This window comes from Pseudomonas sp. MWU12-2319, from assembly GCF_023242525.1.
GTDB lineage: Bacteria > Pseudomonadota > Gammaproteobacteria > Pseudomonadales > Pseudomonadaceae > Aquipseudomonas > Aquipseudomonas gingeri_D.
Window position 1 is genome coordinate 404273 of sequence record NZ_JALJES010000002.1, and the last position, 19223, is coordinate 423495.

General features: G+C 59.9%; 13 protein-coding genes. 8 read left to right on the plus strand and 5 right to left on the minus strand.

The annotated features are described in order from the left end of the window. The first annotated feature begins 295 nt into the window (after positions 1–295). Both M5C01_RS04535 and M5C01_RS04540 read left to right on the plus strand, forming a co-directional pair. On the plus strand, positions 296–5155 hold the full coding sequence (locus M5C01_RS04535) for an NAD-glutamate dehydrogenase (RefSeq protein ID WP_103495773.1): 4860 nt from the start codon (positions 296–298) through the stop codon (positions 5153–5155). Between the two features lie 270 nt (positions 5156–5425). Further along, positions 5426–10480: a DUF6543 domain-containing protein gene (locus M5C01_RS04540; protein WP_152737430.1), complete on the plus strand. Its 5055-nt coding sequence runs from the start codon at positions 5426–5428 to the stop codon at positions 10478–10480. Between the two features lie 63 nt (positions 10481–10543). Here M5C01_RS04540 and M5C01_RS04545 read toward each other — a convergent pair whose 3' ends face one another. Together M5C01_RS04545 and M5C01_RS04550 are read right to left on the minus strand one after the other, a co-directional pair. Beyond that, positions 10544–10807 (minus strand): DUF4404 family protein, encoded by a 264-nt coding sequence (locus M5C01_RS04545; protein WP_152737431.1) that lies wholly within the window; start codon positions 10805–10807, stop codon positions 10544–10546. Between the two features lie 124 nt (positions 10808–10931). Continuing rightward, positions 10932–11540 carry an HAD family phosphatase gene (locus M5C01_RS04550; RefSeq protein ID WP_152737432.1) on the minus strand — a complete coding sequence of 203 codons (609 nt, stop codon included), beginning with the start codon at positions 11538–11540 and terminating at the stop codon, positions 10932–10934. A 197-nt stretch (positions 11541–11737) separates the two neighbouring features. On the opposite strand from M5C01_RS04550, the gene M5C01_RS04555 reads away from it, so the two are divergent. Then, positions 11738–12424: a VacJ family lipoprotein gene (locus tag M5C01_RS04555; RefSeq protein WP_152737433.1), complete on the plus strand. Its 687-nt coding sequence runs from the start codon at positions 11738–11740 to the stop codon at positions 12422–12424. A gap of 63 nt (positions 12425–12487) precedes the next feature. Here M5C01_RS04555 and M5C01_RS04560 read toward each other — a convergent pair whose 3' ends face one another. After that, on the minus strand, positions 12488–12784 hold the full coding sequence (locus tag M5C01_RS04560) for a PilZ domain-containing protein (RefSeq protein WP_103495768.1): 297 nt from the start codon (positions 12782–12784) through the stop codon (positions 12488–12490). Between the two features lie 277 nt (positions 12785–13061). Here M5C01_RS04560 and rssB point away from each other — a divergent pair, with 277 nt between their 5' ends. Both rssB and rssC read left to right on the plus strand, forming a co-directional pair. Beyond that, positions 13062–14243 (plus strand): two-component system response regulator RssB, encoded by a 1182-nt coding sequence (gene rssB, locus M5C01_RS04565; RefSeq protein ID WP_100942916.1) that lies wholly within the window; start codon positions 13062–13064, stop codon positions 14241–14243. Further along, positions 14243–14725, plus strand: coding sequence for an anti-sigma factor antagonist RssC (gene rssC / locus M5C01_RS04570; RefSeq protein WP_103495766.1), 483 nt, complete (start codon positions 14243–14245; stop codon positions 14723–14725). The genes rssB and rssC overlap by 1 nt, the downstream gene beginning before the upstream one ends. A gap of 182 nt (positions 14726–14907) precedes the next feature. Here rssC and dusA read toward each other — a convergent pair whose 3' ends face one another. Further along, positions 14908–15909, minus strand: a complete 1002-nt coding sequence (gene dusA / locus M5C01_RS04575; protein ID WP_152737434.1) for a tRNA dihydrouridine(20/20a) synthase DusA — start codon at positions 15907–15909, stop codon at positions 14908–14910. Between the two features lie 355 nt (positions 15910–16264). Between dusA and M5C01_RS04580 the strand changes: the two genes are divergently transcribed. From M5C01_RS04580 to M5C01_RS04590, 3 genes are all read left to right on the plus strand, one after another. After that, complete coding sequence (locus M5C01_RS04580) at positions 16265–16774, plus strand: antitoxin Xre/MbcA/ParS toxin-binding domain-containing protein (protein ID WP_152737435.1); 510 nt, start codon at positions 16265–16267, stop codon at positions 16772–16774. Continuing rightward, entirely contained in the window at positions 16771–17259 is a 489-nt protein-coding gene (locus M5C01_RS04585) for an RES domain-containing protein (protein WP_152737436.1), read from the plus strand. Before M5C01_RS04580 ends, M5C01_RS04585 begins: the two co-directional genes overlap by 4 nt. 102 nt (positions 17260–17361) lie before the next feature. Next, positions 17362–17583 (plus strand): hypothetical protein, encoded by a 222-nt coding sequence (locus M5C01_RS04590; protein ID WP_152737437.1) that lies wholly within the window; start codon positions 17362–17364, stop codon positions 17581–17583. Positions 17584–17677: 94 nt separating this feature from the next. On the opposite strand, the gene M5C01_RS04595 is transcribed toward M5C01_RS04590, so the two are convergent. Beyond that, positions 17678–19063 (minus strand): IS4 family transposase, encoded by a 1386-nt coding sequence (locus tag M5C01_RS04595; RefSeq protein ID WP_152737438.1) that lies wholly within the window; start codon positions 19061–19063, stop codon positions 17678–17680. Positions 19064–19223 lie beyond the last annotated feature (160 nt).

Consider the following 19223-nt stretch of genomic DNA (forward strand, 5'->3'; position numbering starts at 1 on the left):
CTTGTGCTACCAGCCAATGTCCGAATATGTCGCAGCGCCGCAAGCAGCGGCGTTCGCGCACTCGTTAAGCTGCGCAACGGAGCGTCGTCCACGAAAATACAGCCTGTGCACCCGGCCATTGCCATCGTGTGCGACTATCTTGAACGTGAATGTGACCCCTGGGTCGCGGCCAGCTTCATCAACCTGTCACTCTGTACTGCCCAGCTTTACCCTGCAGAGTGATGCAGGTCCCCTTTTCCGGGGAAGAAAACGCGACGCTTCTCTCTATATAACAAGCCCAAGCGGAGTACCACAGATGGCGTTCTTCACCGCAGCCAGCAAAGCCGACTTCCAGCACCAACTGCAGGCGGCACTGGCGCAGCACATCAACGAACAGGCACTGCCACAAGTGGCGCTGTTCGCTGAGCAGTTCTTCGGCATCATTTCCCTGGACGAGCTGACCCAGCGCCGGCTCTCCGATCTCGCCGGCTGCACCCTTTCGGCCTGGCGTCTGCTGGAGCGTTTCGACCACACCCAGGCACAGGTTCGCGCCTACAACCCGGATTACGAACGCCATGGCTGGCAGTCGACCCACACCGCCGTCGAGGTCCTGCACCCCGACCTGCCGTTCCTGGTCGACTCGGTCCGCACCGAACTGAACCGCCGCGGTTACAGCATCCACACCCTGCAAACCACCGTGCTGAGCGTGCGTCGCGGCAGCAAGGGCGAGTTGCTTGAAGTCCTGCCCAAGGGCACCCAGGGCGAGGGGATCGACAAAGAATCCCTGATGTACCTGGAAATCGATCGCTGCGCCAACGCCGCCGAGCTGAGCGTGCTGTCCAAGGAGCTGGAACAGGTCCTGACGGAAGTGCGTATCGCCGTCGCCGACTTCGAGCCGATGAAGACCAAGGTCCAGGAGCTGCTGGCCGGTATCGACGCCAGCCAGTTCGCCATCGACCCGGAAGAAAAAACCGAGATCAAGACCTTCCTGCAGTGGCTGGTGGACAACCACTTCACCTTCCTCGGCTACGAAGAGTTCGTGGTCCGTGACGAGCAGGACGGCGGTCATATCGAATATGACGCCCAGTCCTTCCTCGGTCTGACCAAATTGCTCCGCGCCGGCCTGACCCCCGACGACACCCGCATCGAAGACTACGCCGTCAACTACCTGCGCGAACCGACGCCGCTGTCGTTCGCCAAGGCCGCGCACCCGAGCCGTGTGCACCGCAACGCCTACCCGGACTATGTCTCGATCCGTGAGATCGACGCCGACGGCAAGGTCATCAAGGAATGCCGCTTCATGGGCCTCTACACCTCTTCGGTGTACGGCGAAAGCGTGCGGGTGATTCCTTACATCAGCCGCAAGGTCGCCGAAGTCGAGCGCCGTTCGGGCTTCCAGGCCAAGGCCCACCTGGGCAAGGAACTGGCCCAGGTCCTCGAAGTGCTGCCCCGCGACGATCTGTTCCAGACCCCGGTGGACGAGCTGTTCAACACCGTGATGTCGATCGTGCAGATCCAGGAACGCAACAAGATCCGCGTGTTCCTGCGCAAAGACCCGTACGGTCGTTTCTGCTACTGCCTGGCCTACGTGCCGCGTGACGTCTACTCCACCGAAGTGCGGCAGAAGATCCAGCAAGTGCTGATGGATCGCCTGAAAGCCACCGACTGCGAGTTCTGGACCTTCTTCTCCGAGTCCGTGCTGGCCCGTGTACAACTGATCCTGCGGGTCGATCCGAAGAACCGTCTCGATATCGACCCGCTGCAACTGGAAAACGAAGTGATCCAGGCCTGCCGCAGCTGGCAGGACGACTACAAGAGCCTGGTGGTCGAAGGTTTCGGCGAGGCCCAGGGCACCAATGTGCTGGCGGACTTCCCGAAAGGCTTCCCGGCCGGCTACCGCGAGCGCTTCGCCGCGCACTCGGCCGTGGTCGACATGCAGCACCTGCTGAGCCTGAGCGACAGCAATCCGCTGGTGATGAGCTTCTACCAGCCGCTGGGCCAGGTGTCCGGCCAGCGCGAGCTGCACTGCAAGCTGTATCACGCCGATACGCCGCTGGCCCTGTCCGATGTCCTGCCGATCCTGGAAAACCTCGGCCTGCGCGTGCTCGGTGAGTTCCCGTACCGCCTGCGTCACAACAACGGTCGCGAGTTCTGGATCCATGACTTCGCCTTCACCGCCGCCGAAGGCCTGGACCTGGATATCCAGCAGCTCAACGACACCCTGCAGGACGCCTTCGTCCACATCGTCCGTGGCGATGCCGAGAACGACGCGTTCAACCGCCTGGTGCTGACCGCCGGCCTGCCATGGCGCGACGTGGCGCTGCTGCGGGCCTATGCCCGTTACCTGAAGCAGATCCGCCTGGGCTTCGACCTGGGTTACATCGCCAGCACCCTGAACAACCACACCGACATCGCCCGCGAGTTGACCCGGTTGTTCAAGACCCGTTTCTACCTGGCCCGCAAGCTCAGCGTCGAAGACCTCGACGACAAGCAACTGCGCCTGGAACAAGCGATCCTGACCGCCCTGGACGACGTCCAGGTGCTGAACGAAGACCGCATCCTGCGTCGCTACCTTGACCTGATCAAGGCGACCCTGCGGACCAACTTCTACCAGACCGACGCCAACGGCCAGAACAAGTCGTACTTCAGCTTCAAGTTCAACCCGCACGCGATTCCCGAGTTGCCCAAGCCGGTACCGAAGTTCGAAATCTTCGTCTACTCGCCACGGGTCGAGGGTGTGCACCTGCGTTTCGGCAACGTCGCCCGCGGCGGCCTGCGCTGGTCGGACCGCGAAGAAGACTACCGCACCGAAGTCCTGGGCCTGGTAAAAGCCCAGCAAGTGAAGAACTCGGTGATCGTGCCGGTGGGTGCGAAGGGCGGCTTCCTGCCGCGTCGCCTGCCACTGGGCGGCGGTCGTGACGAGATCGCGGCCGAGGGCATCGCCTGCTACCGCATCTTCATCTCGGGCCTGTTGGACATCACCGACAACCTGAAGGACGGCGCCCTGGTGCCACCGGCCAACGTCGTGCGTCATGACGACGATGACCCCTACCTGGTGGTGGCGGCGGACAAAGGCACCGCGACCTTCTCCGACATCGCCAACGGCATTGCCATCGACTACGGCTTCTGGCTCGGCGACGCCTTCGCCTCCGGCGGCTCGGCCGGTTACGACCACAAGAAGATGGGCATCACCGCCAAGGGCGCGTGGGTCGGCGTACAGCGCCACTTCCGTGAGCGCGGCATCAATGTCCAGGAAGACAGCATCACCGTGGTGGGCGTCGGCGACATGGCCGGCGACGTGTTCGGCAACGGCCTGTTGATGTCCGACAAGCTCAAGTTGGTCGCGGCCTTCAACCACCTGCATATCTTCATCGACCCGAATCCGGAGCCGGCCAGCAGCTTCGCCGAGCGCCAGCGCCTGTTCGACCTGCCGCGTTCGGCCTGGTCGGACTACGACGCCAGCCTGATGTCCGAAGGCGGCGGGATCTTCTCGCGCAGCGCGAAGAGCATCGCGATTTCCCCGCAGATGAAAGAGCGCTTCGACATCCACGCCGACAAGCTGACCCCGACCGAACTGCTCAATGCCTTGCTCAAGGCGCCGGTGGACCTGTTGTGGAACGGCGGTATCGGCACCTACGTCAAGGCCAGCACCGAAAGCCACGCCGATGTCGGTGACAAGGCCAACGATGCACTGCGCGTGAACGGCAACGAACTGCGCTGCAAAGTCGTGGGTGAGGGCGGTAACCTCGGTATGACCCAGCTCGGTCGCGTCGAGTTCGGCCTCAATGGCGGCGGCTCCAACACCGACTTCATCGACAACGCCGGTGGCGTGGACTGCTCCGACCACGAAGTGAATATCAAGATCCTGCTCAACGAAGTCGTGCAGGCCGGCGATATGACCGAGAAGCAGCGTAACCAGCTGCTGGGCAGCATGACCGACGAAGTCGGCGGCCTGGTCCTGGGCAATAACTACAAGCAGACCCAGGCCCTGTCCCTGGCGGCCCGTCGCGCAGTCGAGCGGATCGCCGAGTACAAGCGCCTGATGAGCGATCTGGAAGCCCGTGGCAAGCTGGACCGTGCCATCGAGTTCCTGCCGTCGGAAGAGCAACTGGTCGAGCGCGTCGCGGCAGGCCAGGGCCTGACCCGTGCCGAGCTGTCGGTGCTGATCTCCTACAGCAAGATCGACCTCAAGGCGGCGTTGCTCGAGTCCAAGGTTCCGGACGACGAGTACCTGACCCGCGACATGGAAACCGCGTTCCCACCGATGCTGGTGAGCAAGTTCGCCGACGCCATGCGCCGTCACCGCCTCAAGCGCGAGATCGTCAGCACCCAGATCGCCAACGACCTGGTCAACCACATGGGCATCACCTTCGTGCAGCGCCTGAAGGAGTCCACCGGCATGAGCCCGGCGAACGTGGCCGGTGCTTATGTGATCGTGCGTGACATCTTCCACCTCCCGCACTGGTTCCGTCAGATCGAGGCCCTGGATTACAAGGTGTCGGCCGAGACCCAGCTGGAGCTGATGGATGAGCTGATGCGCCTGGGCCGTCGTGCCACGCGCTGGTTCCTGCGCAGCCGTCGCAACGAGCAGGATGCTGCCCGTGATGTCGCGCACTTCGGTCCGCACCTGGCGGCCCTGGGCCTGAAGCTCGATGAACTGTTGGAAGGCCCGACCCGGGAAGTCTGGCAGGCCCGTTACCAGGCTTATGTCCAGGCCGGTGTGCCGGAGTTGCTGGCACGCATGGTGGCCGGTACCACGCACCTGTACACCCTGTTGCCGATCATCGAGGCCGCCGACGTTTCCGGCCACGATGCCGCCGAAGTGGCCAAGGCCTACTTCGCGGTGGGCAGTGAGCTGGACCTGACCTGGTACTCCCAGCAGATCAGCGACCTGCGCGTGAGCAACAACTGGCAGGCCCAGGCCCGTGAAACCTTCCGCGACGATGTGGACTGGCAGCAACGTGCGATTACCATCTCGGTGCTGAAACTGGCCGACGCGCCGCAAGACATGGAAGCCCGCGTGGCCCTGTGGCTTGAGCGCAACGCGAGCATGGCCGAGCGCTGGCGTTCGATGCTGGTGGAAATCCGTGCCGCCAGCGGCACGGACTACGCCATGTACGCGGTGGCCAACCGTGAGCTGATGGACCTGGCGTTGAGCGGTCAACCGGTGCTTTGATAGCCTGAAGCAAGTGGTAACCAAAAGCCCCGGCTCGTGAGAGTCGGGGCTTTTTTTGTTAGAACGATATAAGAATGTTCTCAGTTTTATAAAGGGCTTTGTGATCAACCGAAAGCCGTTCACGGGTTGAGCTGTTGGAGGGCGTTAATATCTATGTCATGGGTGGGTAATGTAGATGGGACGGTAGAGGAAGTGATTGGTTATTTGAACTTTTTATCGTGCGGATGAAGATTAGTATAAAAAGATTGAAGTTATTTAAGGTTTTTGGAGATGGCTGTTTCCACGCTTGAAACATCGGATGTTGCAGTGGCTCTTGAGGGTGAGGAATATCATGCCCTGGTGAAAAGTCGACTGCCGGATTGGCTGAAGGCCGCACCCTTCGAAACCCGCAGTTCCTACGTGGGCAACATGCAGCGCAATCAGGCGAGCAAGGCCGACCTGAGCGCTTATCTGGAGGGCTTGCAGAGCCCGGAGGACTTTGCCGCACCGCTCTTGCAAGGTGCCCTGGACAAGGAGTTCGGCACCGGCCTGGATGTGTACGAGGACCAGCTCAGGCATGTTCATATACTGTCGGCACAAACCCCCTCCACATCTTATCAGCAACGACTGACGCAACAGACGTTGTTACAGGCGGCCTTGCAGAACTTCGAAGAAAGCGAAACGACTTACTTTGGCTTCGATCGAGGTTCGCAGATACTTCGCAAGGGGCAGGGTGTCTTGCTCAAGGCGTTTACGCCACGGGAGTTTGCGCGCTTATGCCGTGAGCTGGATCTGGGCGGGAAATATAAGGAACATATCGAGTCTTTTCTGTTGCGCAAGAGTGCTTCCGGGCAGCGCGATGATGAGTTTCGTCGATTGTTCGTGGCCCACGAGATCTCCGAATTGGCGCTCCAGGCCGATATTGCCGTGATGAAAGGGCATATCGACGACTCGGCCTACCGCATGCTCAAGCAGTGGGTGAGTGGGAACGCCAGCCCACTCTGGAGCCTGCATGCCGTGCAGTTTCATGAGATCAAGATGCTCGATGTGCGTATTCCCGAAAGCGGCTATCGAGGCGCCTTGCTCAAGGGTGTACTGCTGATCCGTTTCGACGTCTCGGCATCCCGCGAGTCTTGCCCTTGTGTGGTGTACCTGTCCGGTGATGCCGAGCAGGCGCTCAAACAGTATTCAAGCCTGGCGGCCTTTGAGGATGACCTCAGGCGCAGGTTGCGTGATCAGCGCTATCAGCAGGCATTTCGGCGCTATCTCCATTTGCGCACGCAACCGGTGTTTTTCACCGAGCTGAATGAACGCCTGAATCCCTTGAGTACCGAGACGCGCCGGCGTATGCCCGATGAACAGGCGCGCCTGCAACTGCAACTCGCCCGGGTAACCGGAGATCCCTTCTTCGAGTTCTATGTACAGCACACCGACAAGATGCTCGATGATGCCCGGATGCTGGCGGTGTCGACGGATGCGGAGGACAAGAAGAGCCGTAGCGCTCGCTGGCATGCCTTTCTGGATTGGGGCGTCAACCTGCTGTTTTTCGTGCCGGGCCTTGGCGAGGCGATGCTGGCGCTGGCCGGTGCCCAGATGCTGGTCCAGCTCTATGAGGGAGTCGAGGAGTGGGAACACGACGACAAGAAGCAGGCCGTGCTGGTGTTTCTCGGTGTGGTGCTGAACCTGGAGCTCGGCGCCTTCATGCAGGTCTTGGCGCGCGACGACGAGGCGGCGGCTTTTATTGACTCCCTCAAGCGGGTCAAGCTGCCGGATGGAGGAGAGCGGTTATGGAAAGCCGACCTGGCGCCCTATCGACATCAACCGGCCTTGCCCGAGGGGCTCAAGCCCGACGAGTCAGGGCTGCACGTGCGCAATGGCAATACCTTCCTTGATCTGGATGGCAGCTACTACAAGCTCAAGTCCAGCCGCGTCAGCCATGAGTTCCGCGCCGAGCATCCCACCCGGGCGACCTATTCGCCGCTGTTCAGCCATAACGGCTCAGGTGCCTGGACCCATGAGTTGGAGGAGCCGTTGCGCTGGGATGCATTCAAGCTGTTCAAACGCCTGGGGCCTGATCTGGCGGACTTTTCCCCGGAGCAGGCAACGCGAATCATGACCATCAGCGGCGTTGAGGCCGATCAGTTGCGTCCGGTCTACCTGGACCAGATAAGCCGGCCAGCGCTGCTGAGCGATACGGTGGAGCGCTTCAGGGTCGATGCCGATATCCAGCGGTTTATCGAGACCGGCACCACCAACGGCGGTGTTGTTGATTGGCGTATCCAGGAACAGTTGCTGGAGGCCTTGTGGCCGCCGACCAAGGTCTTGCGCTTCGTCAATGGCGAAGGGCGGGTGTTGAAGGAATACGGCCCGGTGGCTAACGCGGGGTTGCCGGTGGTGATCGTCAGCGAAGCCCAGATACGTGACGCCGAACTGCTGAACGTGGTGTTGCAGGGGCTTGATCATGACGACGTCAATCTATTGCTCGGGCGTCGGCCGGGTGAGGCGCGGTTGACCAGCACGGAACAACTGTCGGCGCTGAACCGGCGACTGGCCGTCGAGGCGCAGAACCAGCGCAGTGCGCTGTTCGAGGCCTATTACGAGTTTCGTACCCGTTCGCGAAATGCCTTTGTCGCCGTGTTCAAGCAAGATTTCCCCAGCTTGCCGACGGTGATTGCCGATGAGTTGGCCAGTGCGGCCAACAGCTATGAGGTCGCGTCGCTGGAGGCGGGGAGGGTGCCGCTGCGGTTGGCGGAGGAAAGTCGTTGGTATGCGCAACAGGTCCGTATCGCACGGGCCTATGAAGGGTTTTTCATCGAATCGTCGGTCAGTCTGGATGCTGATCGGTTGTTCCTGCACTCACTGGAAAACCTGCCGGGCTGGTCGAAAAAACTGCGCATCGAGCTGTATGAGCCTTCCGTACTGGCACCGGGCGGGCGCCGCCTGGTCGACAGCCTGGGGGCGACCTCATCCGAAGCACCGCTAGAGTTGCTGCGCAAGTCGGGGGGCTATGAGATCGAAGCGCAGGACTTGCCTGGCAACCTCCAGGTGACGCTATTGCAGGCTCTGCCGAATAACCAGCTCCGGGCACTTGGATTCTCGCGTACAACCCGCCCGGAGCTGTTCAAGCAGGCGGTGGTGAACCACCTGATGCTGTCCCGTCCGCGCATTCGCGCGTTGCTGAACATACAGGCGATCAAGCCCGGGTTCAGGTCGCCGATGCGTTTGAGTGATGGGCGATTCGGTTATACGCTGGGTGGGCAGCCGGGGGCGCAGGCGGTGTCGCCGAGTCATTTGTGGCTGCTGGTGGACAAGCTTTATCCCGGCAAGGATCTGGACACGGTTCGACAGTTCCTGTCGCTCGAAGGGCAGAATGACAAGGCGTTCCTGAAAGTCCTCAAGAAGCAGCAGGTCGAGTACCACAAGCTGAAACTGGCGCTCGAATACTGGCGCATCGACAGTGAGTATGAGCATGGCGGTAGCGGCACAGGCAGTTGGCTGGTCAGCCGGGCTTCCAAGTCACGGGTCGCGAGCCGGATAAAAAAGTGCTGGCGCCGGGAATCGCAGTTGCTGCTCGACGCCAGTGGCCAACCGTTGGGGTATGAGCTGGACCTGTCGAGTGAGCGCCTGCTGAAGTTGCCTGAACTGGAAGAAGGCAGCTTCGAGCATGTGGTCTCATTGAAGCTGACCCTGGTCGGACGTCGGGATCGGCGTGACTTCGATGCCTTTCTCAAGCGTTTTCCCAAGTTGCGTGAGTTGCAGATCACCGGGGGCAGGTTGACGCAGTTGCCTTCGAGCATGGGCGCGATGGGTGAGCTGCGCAGGTTGCAGCTCAACGACAACCGGATCGCCTGGACCTCGTTACTGGGGCAGCAATTGCGCAGTATGGCGCGCCTGAAGCGACTGAACCTGGATGGCAACCCCCTGGGGCTGTTCAATGCCAGGGGCATGCTCCAGCTGCAGGGGCTGCAGTTGCAGCGTACCGAATTGTCCGCCTGGCCGACCGGGGTACTGGAGCTGCTCGATCTGGCGGTGCTGGATTTGCAGGGCAACCAACTGACCTCCATCCCCTGGAGCTTTTTCAGCCTGAGCAGTCGCAGGATGCGAACGGTATTGCTCTACGGCAATCCGTTTGATAACACGACGCTCTATACGATTGCCCATTTCATGGATCGACCCTCGATACGTTTCGCCTTGCCGGGGGACACCGACATCCCGGAGCAGGGGGTGCCGAAGCTGACGCCTTTCGTGGAAAGCTGGCTGGACAGCAGTTATTCGATTGAGGAGCAGGAGCGCAAAAGGGCGTTGTGGGAACTGGTCGCCCAGGAGCCTGGAAGCGAAACCTTCCTGGAGTCCATCGCCGCACTGCGCGCCTCGGCGGACTATCGCGTCGAATACCGGGGCCAGTTGAGCCGACGTGTCTGGCGAATGATCGAGGCGGCGACTGCCAGCACCACCTTGCGTCAGATCCTGTTCGACTGGACGACCGACCTGGACACCTGTGCCGATGGCTTTACCGAGGTGTTCAGCCGGTTGGGCGGCGAGGTATTGCTCTACGAGGCGAATCAACTGGTGGGTGATGCCAGGGAAGCGGCGTACCTCGCGTTGGCCCGGGGACGCTCGCGGTTGGCGCGACTGAACGATATCTCCAAAGTCGAAACCTCCAGCCAGGAGATTGCCAGGGCCGCCCGCATCGACGACGCCAGGGCCCAGGCCATGGCCGCGGCGCGCGAGCGGCACCAGAGCGAGGCCGATATCGAGATGGCAGGGCGTGTGGCTGCCGAGGCTGCCGATGAACGCTGGCCCCATGTCGATGAGGTCGAGATCTACTTGGCCTACCGTGTCGATCTCGCGGTACGCCTGGCGCTCCCTTGGCAACCTTTGGCCATGCTGTATCGGGGTTCCAGCAATGTCACCCGGGATATGACCCGGGAAGCGGGTGATCGCATCCTGGCGGCCGAGAACATACCCGGCAAGCAGGTCGAGCTGCTGCTTGAGCAGCCGGTGTGGAAAGATTACCTGAAGACCCTGCCCGAGACGGAACGCCATGGGGTCGTTGCACAGGAGCAGTTGCAAACCCTGGAAGACCTGCGTGAGGCGCTGGAAGAGCTGGCACGCCAGCCACAAGCCTCGACGCGAGACATCACCCGTTGGACCGAGACGGTGCGGCAGGGGGCGAGTGCCTTGGGGATCGCCGAAGGGGACATTCCCATGGGCCGGGAAATGAGCGATACGGTGTATGAGCAGGCGCTCGAAAAGATCGATCGTGAGCGAAAGGCCGGAGAGGTGCGGATCACCCAGAGCGCGCTGGACCGTGCGCAGCAGGTGCCCGAGAGTTCAGACCTGTGAAGCCCGTCCCTTGAACACAGCCGCTGCTGCGTCGGAGGGGGACGGGCCGGTGCATGGCCCTGTTCAGATACCGATATTGCCCAGGGTTTGCACGATGTTGCGCAAGGTGCCGGCGATGGCGGGGTGTTTGATCTCGAAGCGCTCCACGGCGAGGTTGACGCCGTCCGCCAGGCTGGCGTCCTGGCTCAGGGTTTCCAGTTTGATTTGTGCTTCGATCTGCTGCATCAGCACGTGCAGGTGTTCACGCTCTTCCGGTGAGAGCGGTGGGTTCTGCTCCAGTTGCACGCGCAGGGTATTGAGTTGGTCTTGCAGTTCGCGGGCAGGCATTGTGGTACTTCCTCTTTGGATAATCTCTGGCACATAGACCGCCATGTGGCGATAAAGGTCTGTACCTGATGTCAGAGTAATCCACTCGCGCGCGGCCTGCATGACCTTGATCAAGATCGCCGCGTCAGGGTTTCTCGCCCTTGAGCCGGCGCAGGGCGATATCGTCCAGGCAGGTCGCCAGTTCCCCCAGGTGATCGATCACCGAGTGCACGCCCAGGCCGAACAGCTCGACGGTGGCCTTGCCGCGTTTGCGCTCCCGCTCCTTCTGCGGCAGTGCCTGCCACTCCACGGGCGACAGGCCGCACAAGGGCCCGCAGGAGGCCAGGCCGATAGTCCAGAGCCCGGCATTCAGGCCCGATTGCAGCAAGCGCGGCTCGCCGCTGACCAGCACGCAGCCGTCCAGTTGTGCCACGCCGAGGGCCATCAGCGCATGCCAGCAAGCGTTGGGCGCCGGCCATTGGGCGCAGTTGGGGGTAAGGGCGGGTTTGATCCAGCTCGGCAAGGTCGCGGCGAGGGGCTGGCTGAGGCTGTGGGGCAATTCATCCAGCCAGGCGCAGGGTACGCCGCGTTGTTGTAGGCCTTGCAAGATCTCCAAGGCACCCTGCGTCGCGTGGTTGTGCTCGCCCGGGTCCAGGTGAGGTCGGGCGCGAGCGCCGAAATCCACCAGGCAACCGCTCAGGCCAAAGAGCAGGGCGGTGGGCGCGGGCAGCGGTACGGCGGCGGGTAATGGCATGGCAACGTCCCTGAAATGACTTCGCAGGTTAAGACACTGCCATGACAGTAGGATGACGGCGGCCTGCCCCCGTCTCATCTGTAAATCTTTGCAGGACTTGTCTCGAGCAGACTGCCTAATCGAAGTTATCCGCTTTATACTGGCCGCTTTTCGAGGGTGCGGTTGCCCAGCCCCGTGTTATCCAAGGAGTTCTTTTTATGCGCTGGATCAATCGTCTAGCTCAACTGTCCCTGTGTGCCGGCGTTGCGCTGGTGCCATTTGCCGCACAGGCGGCAGACGAAGATCCATGGGAGAGCGTCAACCGCCCCATCTTCAAGTTCAACGATGTGCTCGACACCTACGCACTGAAACCTTTGGCCCAGGGCTACCAGGCGGTGACGCCGCAGTTCGTGGTCGACGGCATCCACAACATGTACCGCAACATCGGCGATGTGCAGAACCTGGCCAACGACGTGCTGCAGCTCAAGCCGCACGCGGCGGGCGTCGATACTTCGCGGATCTTCTTCAACACCATCTTCGGTGTCGCGGGTTTCTTCGATGTCGGCACCAAAATGGGGCTGCAGCGTAACGACGAAGATTTCGGCCAGACCCTGGGACACTGGGGCGTGGGCAGCGGTCCGTACGTGGTGATCCCGTTCTTCGGCCCGAGCACCCTGCGTGACGCGCCGTCCAAGTACGTCGACACCTACACCCAGCCCTGGCGCTACATGAACGACATTCCGGCGCGCAACATGGCGCTCGGCGCGGAAGTGATCGACACCCGCACCAGCCTGTTGTCCAGCGAGAAGCTGATCACCGGCGACAAGTACATCTTCATCCGCAACGCCTACCTGCAGAACCGCGAGTTCAAGGTCAAGGACGGCAAGGTTGTAGACGATTTCTAAGGGCTTGTCGGGTAAATGAAAAAGGCGACCTCACGAGGTCGCCTTTTTTGTGCCTGGCGGGCCTCAGTTCATCTTGAGGATATGCAACCCCAGCCGCTGGCCGCCGCCTTCGTCTTGGACCCAGACCACCTCCGTCTCGGCCTCCAGGCCCTTGAGCGCCGGATGGTCGGAATCAATACGCACCAGCAACGTGTCGCCGGCCTTGAAGGCCCGTGGCGCGGCGATCTGCATGCCGCTGCTCGACAGGTCCAGGCAGGTCGCGGAAATCTCCAGCCCGGCATGGATCAGCGTCACATCGGCGTCGACGCGCATACGGATGTAATCGCGCTTTTCACTATAGTCCTGATCGGTTCGGCTCATCACTTCTGTCCTTCGATTCCGTTGTGGTTTGCACTGTTCTTATAACTCCCGGTGATTTGAGGTGTAAAGACGTCAGGCGACCATCGGCATGAGCTTGAAACGCCCGGCGGATGGGAGTACCGTCTGCGCCTTAGAAGGGCACCTCTGATACCGATGCACCGGACGTGATCGTCCGACCCGATTCGGGACAGAGAGGCTAGAAAGCGAATCCAGTAGTACGAGTCGGGCACGTTGCCTTGCTGTCTACGCCAACCTAATTCTGGCGCCGTTTGCCCACATGCAAAAAACCAGTGCCACGCTGCTGATAATTGATGACGACGAAGTAGTGCGTGCAAGCCTTGCGGCCTACTTGGAAGACAGCGGATTCAGCGTCCTGCAGGCCGGCAATGGCTTGCAGGGTCTTGAGGTATTCGAGCAGTCCAAGCCTGATCTGGTGATCTGCGACCTGCGCATGCCCCAGATGGGCGGCCTCGAGCTGATTCGTCAGGTGACCGACCTGTCGCCGCAGACGCCGGTTATCGTGGTGTCCGGCGCGGGCGTCATGAACGACGCTGTCGAAGCGTTGCGCCTGGGTGCCGCGGACTACCTCATCAAGCCCCTTGAGGACCTTGCCGTCTTGGAGCACTCCGTGCGCCGGGCGCTGGATCGTGCGCGGCTGCTGCTGGAGAACCAGCGCTACCGCGAGAAGCTGGAAACCGCCAACCGCGAGCTCGAAGCCAGCCTGCACCTGCTCCAGGAAGACCAGAACGCCGGTCGCCAGGTGCAGATGAACATGCTGCCGACCAGCCCGTGGAGCATCGACGACTTCCAGTTCGCGCACCAGATCATTCCGTCGTTGTACCTGTCGGGCGATTTCGTCGACTACTTCCGCGTCGATGAGCGCCGCGTGGCGTTCTACCTGGCGGACGTGTCCGGCCATGGTGCATCGTCGGCGTTCGTCACCGTGCTGCTGAAATTCATGACCACGCGCCTGCTGTTCGAATCCAAGCGCAACGGCACCTTGCCGGAGTTCACCCCGTCGCAGGTGCTGGGCCATATCAACCGCGGCCTGATCAACTGCAAGCTGGGCAAGCACGTGACCATGGTCGGCGGCGTGATCGACGAAGAAACCGGATTGCTGACCTACAGCATTGGTGGGCATTTGCCGTTGCCGGTGCTCTACACCCCGGACAGCGTGCGTTACCTGGAAGGGCGTGGTTTGCCGGTGGGCTTGTTCAACGAGGCCACCTATGAAGATCACATCCTGGAACTGCCGCCGGCGTTCAGCTTGACGCTAATGTCTGATGGCATTCTGGACCTTTTGAAGCAAGATACACTCAAAGAGAAAGAGGCTGCTTTACCTGAACTGGTAAAAACAGCCGGGGGCAGCCTGGATGGCTTGCGCCAGGTCTTTGGATTGGCCACGCTAGGGGAGATGCCGGATGATATCGCCCTGTTAGTGTTGAGCAGGAACATTTGATGAGTACCGGTAGAATCCAGTTCGCCGAGCAGGATGGCACCTTCGTTCTGAAGTTTGTCGGTGAAGTTCGCCTGACCCTCTGTTCAGCGTTGGATGCAACAATTGAAAGGATCTTCACGGCGCTGAACTTTTCGGCGATCGTGATCGACCTGACGGAAACCCGCAGCATCGACAGCACCACGCTGGGTTTGCTGGCCAAACTGTCGATCTTGTCGCGGCAGAAGGTGGGCTTGTTGCCGACCGTGGTCACCACCCACGAAGACATCACCCGGTTGTTGCAGTCCATGGGCTTTGACCAGGTCTTCAACATCGTCAACCATCCGATCCCGTGCACGGATTGCCTGACCGACCTGCCGTCGCAGGACCAGTCGGAAGAGGTGGTGCGGGTCAAGGTGCTGGAAGCGCACAAGATCCTGATGGGCCTGAACGACTCGAACCGCGAAGCCTTTCACGACCTGGTGAATGCGCTGGAGCGTTCCTGACCGATTGACGCCGAGCGCGTACAAAAAAGGGCGACACCTTCCCAGGTGCCGCCCTTTTTGCGCTTCTCTCGAACCTGGAGCCGGCTTGAACCGGCGATAAACGACAATACGGTCCTACGCGGTCCCCTGTGGGAGCGGAGCTTGCCCGCGAAGAACGATAACGCGGTCCCTAGCCGATCGCGTTACCGCCCCGCCAACAACTCCCCAGCCTGATCCAGCAAAGCCAGCGGATCCTTGGCCTTGTGAATATCCACCGACAGCAACTGCCGAAACCGCCGCGCCCCTGGAAACCCGGTACCCAGCCCCAGCACATGCCGGGTGATATGGTGCATCGCACCGCCATCGGCAATATGCGCCGCCACATAAGGCCGCAACTGTGCCAACGCTTCCGCCCGTGAAATCACCGGCGCTGCACTGCCAAACAACTGCTGATCCACCTCAGCCAGCAGATACGGGTTGTGATACGCCTCGCGGCCCAGCATCACCCCATCAAACGTCTGCAAATGCTCGTGACACTGCTCCAGCGTCTTGATCCCGCCGTTAAGGATGATCTCCAGCCCCGGAAAGTCCCGCTTCAACTGAGCGGCCACGTCATACCGCAGCGGCGGAATATCCCGATTCTCCTTCGGCGACAGGCCTTCCAGAATCGCGATCCGCGCATGCACGGTGAAGCTGCGGCAACCGGCTTCCTGCACTTTACCCACGAAATCGCAGAGTTCGGCGTAGCTGTCACGACCGTTGATGCCAATACGGTGTTTCACCGTGACCGGAATCGACACGGTATCTCGCATGGCTTTCACGCAATCGGCCACCAGCTCCGGATGCCCCATCAGACAGGCACCAATCATATTGTTCTGCACCCGGTCGCTGGGGCAGCCGACGTTGAGGTTCACTTCGTCGTAACCGGCGTCCTGGGCCATACGGGCGCAGGCGGCGAGATCAGCCGGCACACTGCCGCCCAATTGCAGGGCCAGTGGGTGCTCGGCTTCGTTGTGACGCAGGAACCGTTCATGGTCGCCATGAAGGATGGCGCCCGTGGTGATCATTTCGGTGTAGAGCAGGGTGTGCTTGGAGAGCAGGCGTAGGAAGAATCTGCAATGTCTATCAGTCCAGTCCATCATGGGGGCAACGCTAAAGCGTCGAGATGGCTCGGGGCGGGAAGGTGTAGCGTCGTTCAAAGGCATGGAAGGTCTGTCGCTGTAGGCGCAGCCGGCGCGGATGGGGCAGGGCGCGGGCTTGAGTGGCGTGAGGCTGAATGGGGCGCAGTTTATCAGGAAATGGGGTTGATCGCCGGGGTGGACAGGGGCAGCAGGCGTTTGAAATGTTTCGCTTCAAATGCTGGCTTGAGCGCTTCGAGTGCTCCACTACCCTTATTGCTGCTGCCCATTCTCCCTTCTGCTGTATTGCGCGAAAGCACTCTCCTTGGATGCCGCGCTGGAAGCAGATGAAGAACGCGCCGCTTAGGCGGATAAACTCAGCTGCTCGCATCGCGACATTTGGCGCTATGATTGTGCCAAATGTCGTAGGGAGGTCACCGCCATGTCCGCAGCGAAGCCAGCTAACAAGCCAACCGTTAAATCCACAGGAAAAACAGAGAGGGTGCCCGGGACAGCGAGCGTCACCAGAAAACCTACTGAGGTGCTATTACATGGCCGCAAAGGTGATGAGCGCATGCTGATTATCCGGTACACGCAGGAAGGCTTTGACCTGAGTGACGTCAGGGACATGCTTTCAACATCCGCTTTGTACATGGAGCACGACCTGGTTCAGCGCATTACAGGGAAGTCTGTCAGGACCGTCCAGCGTTTGGCGAAAGAGACCAAGCCGGTACGCCTGAACCAGCAGCAAAGTACGGTTGCGTTTCAGTATGCCCAGACCTTGGAGCACGCCACCAACGTGTTTGGCAGCCAGCAGTTGGCTGAGGATTGGCTGAAGAAACCCTGCAAGTACCTGGACGGTAATGTCCCGCTGGAACTGATCGAGAACTCGCTTGGCTTCCAGATGGTGGAGGATTACCTGACCCGGATTGAACACGGGGTCTACCAATGAATCCATTGCCCTGGGACGGGCGGTGGCACGCTTGGCGTCTCGACCGCGAGATCTACAAGGACACGTGGGACAGTGGCATTGGTGCGCAACGATCCGGTGGCCGATGGAACCCACCTGGCCGCCGGGTGATTTACGCGTCGGCGGACCCGTCCACGGCTATTCTGGAAGTTGCGGCCCACCTGGGGTTTGATGCACTGGATAGGGTGCCCCATGTGCTGACGTGCTTTGAGGTGCTGGATTCGTCGCTTATCAAGGTTGTGCAGCCAGAAGATGTGCCGAACCCGAATTGGCTTGTCCCTTCGTTACCCTCGCCCAATCAGCGACAGTTTGCTGATGAGTTGTTGGCGCAGCATCCCTTCGTGCTGATCCCTTCGGCGGTGACTCGGCATTCCTGGAATTTGCTGGTGAGCTGCGATTTGGCGGCTGAGCAGTTCAGACTTGTGTCGCAGGAGCGGTTTGGGCTGGATACTCGGTTGCTTAAGTAAGCAGTGTTTGGCCAGGGGGTAAGGGGATTGACTTATTTGACTTTCTACGTATGGCATCTACCGTCTTGATGGCCAATGTTGGCAAGCTAAGGGACTACGGTAATGGCTAATGTATTTGTTGAACCACGACCAAAGGGGAAACCAGAAGGCACTGCAATTGCTGATTATGTACTTGAGCATGCAGGTGGTCTTAGAGTCACTGATACAGATTACAAGACCCAAAAGGACGCTATAGACGCAGCAAAAAAATTGGGTCACCAACCTTTGGTTGCACGAATCCGACATACTGATAAGGGTAAACCTGATCACTGGCGATCAGCCTAATCGGCAGACAAATGGACCGATTTATTTTCCAGTTTTCGCTGCAGGTGCTTGGTGGTTATCAGCGAGGGTTAAATAGATCCGTCCCGAATGGCACTTACTTAACATGTTTTGGGTGCCCGTATTTTCTGACGTCTGCCCTTGCTGCTCGACGTGGTTTGGTCAGTAGCGGGTAGGCCTGAGGTCTTCGTTTCACAGCCCGAGGTTCGATGCGTCCAGGACGATTTCCAACACGTCGTTGGGCAACCAGCATGAGCAAATTAGACATCTCATCCTCTCCGTCAGCACTGCCATATTGCCGTAGTGCCAGCCATAGCTGAAGGCTGTGCTTGAAACTCAGTTCACGAGGCAAACAGTCAGCTAACAGCGCTGATTGCGCCATGATCATCCGGATCAGATTGTGTGCCAGAAAATAGATCCATAGCTCCTTCACCGCCATGCCGGGCGTCTTGCAGCTTAACTGTCCAAGCCCGAGTGTTGCTTTGAGATTGCGTAAGTCCAACTCGACATGCCATCGCCCTTTGAACAACACCTTGAGGGCTGTTTTCGGTGTTCGCTTTGGGCAACATAGCGTTGTCACCAAGATCTTCCCGTCTACCTTCAACTCTCGAACCGTCAGGCGTTCCGGTGCCTGTTCGTAATATTCTTGTCCCATCCATGGCGGCCTTTGTTTTGGCTTTTTCAATTCGATCAAATGGTCCTCCGGACCGAGATCTTGGCCCAGACGAAAGTCCGTCTTGCGTCGCCGGGCGCCGTACTGTTCAAACACGCCATCCACTCCCTTGCGCTGCAATTCGCACAACAGAAAATAGGTGGCGTAGTAGGCATCACCCAGGAGAATATCGCCTCGGTTCAAGGTGTCGAGCATCGATCTGAGGAGTGTCTGCTCATCACCTCCCTTGCCTCGAAAACGTCCCAAAGACACATCCAGAACGGCCCCACTGGCGAGACAAACGATACCGACGACTCGGCAAATCGGAAAACCAAGACCCACTTTCTGGCCTCGGGATTGGGGATACGCACTCTGGTTGGCTGCAGTATCGGGCATGGTCACCGTTGTACCGTCCACCAAACGCACAGGCCGCCCCATCCAACGCCAAGACGCTGCTACCTGATCGCTGATTGCAGAACCGGTATGTCGAACTAACGTGGAAACCATCTCGACGGGTAAACGTTTCCTGGCTTTGCAGTAAGCCCCTGTACGCGTGCTGTTGGGTTTCAAGCCGCTGCACGCCCGCTTGATGGACAAGTCGTTGACGGCATTCTGGCAGGAACGGTCAGCGCTCATTGCTTGAGCCAGAAACATGGACAGTGTTTCAGTCGGTGGGAACAACCGTTCCCGATGCTCTGGCAATACCGATTCGACCCGCTGTAAGAGTTCTGGAGCTGTGAGCAGATTGAAAAAGGCATAGGCATCACAGCTCGTTGTGTGTCGGTGAATACGTTGTCGTTGCTGTCGGAGGATTTGACGTCTACGATTCATAGAGGGCTGCGTCCTTGGCTTGTCGGTGTGTGTTCGCAACTATCACCGTAGACCAAGACCAGCCCTTCTTCATTTTTCGCTTTCAGTTCAGGCGCTTAACCGCTAAAGAAGTGCCATTCAAATCCGTCCCCTTTTCCCGCTTTCAGGAATGCATCGAACC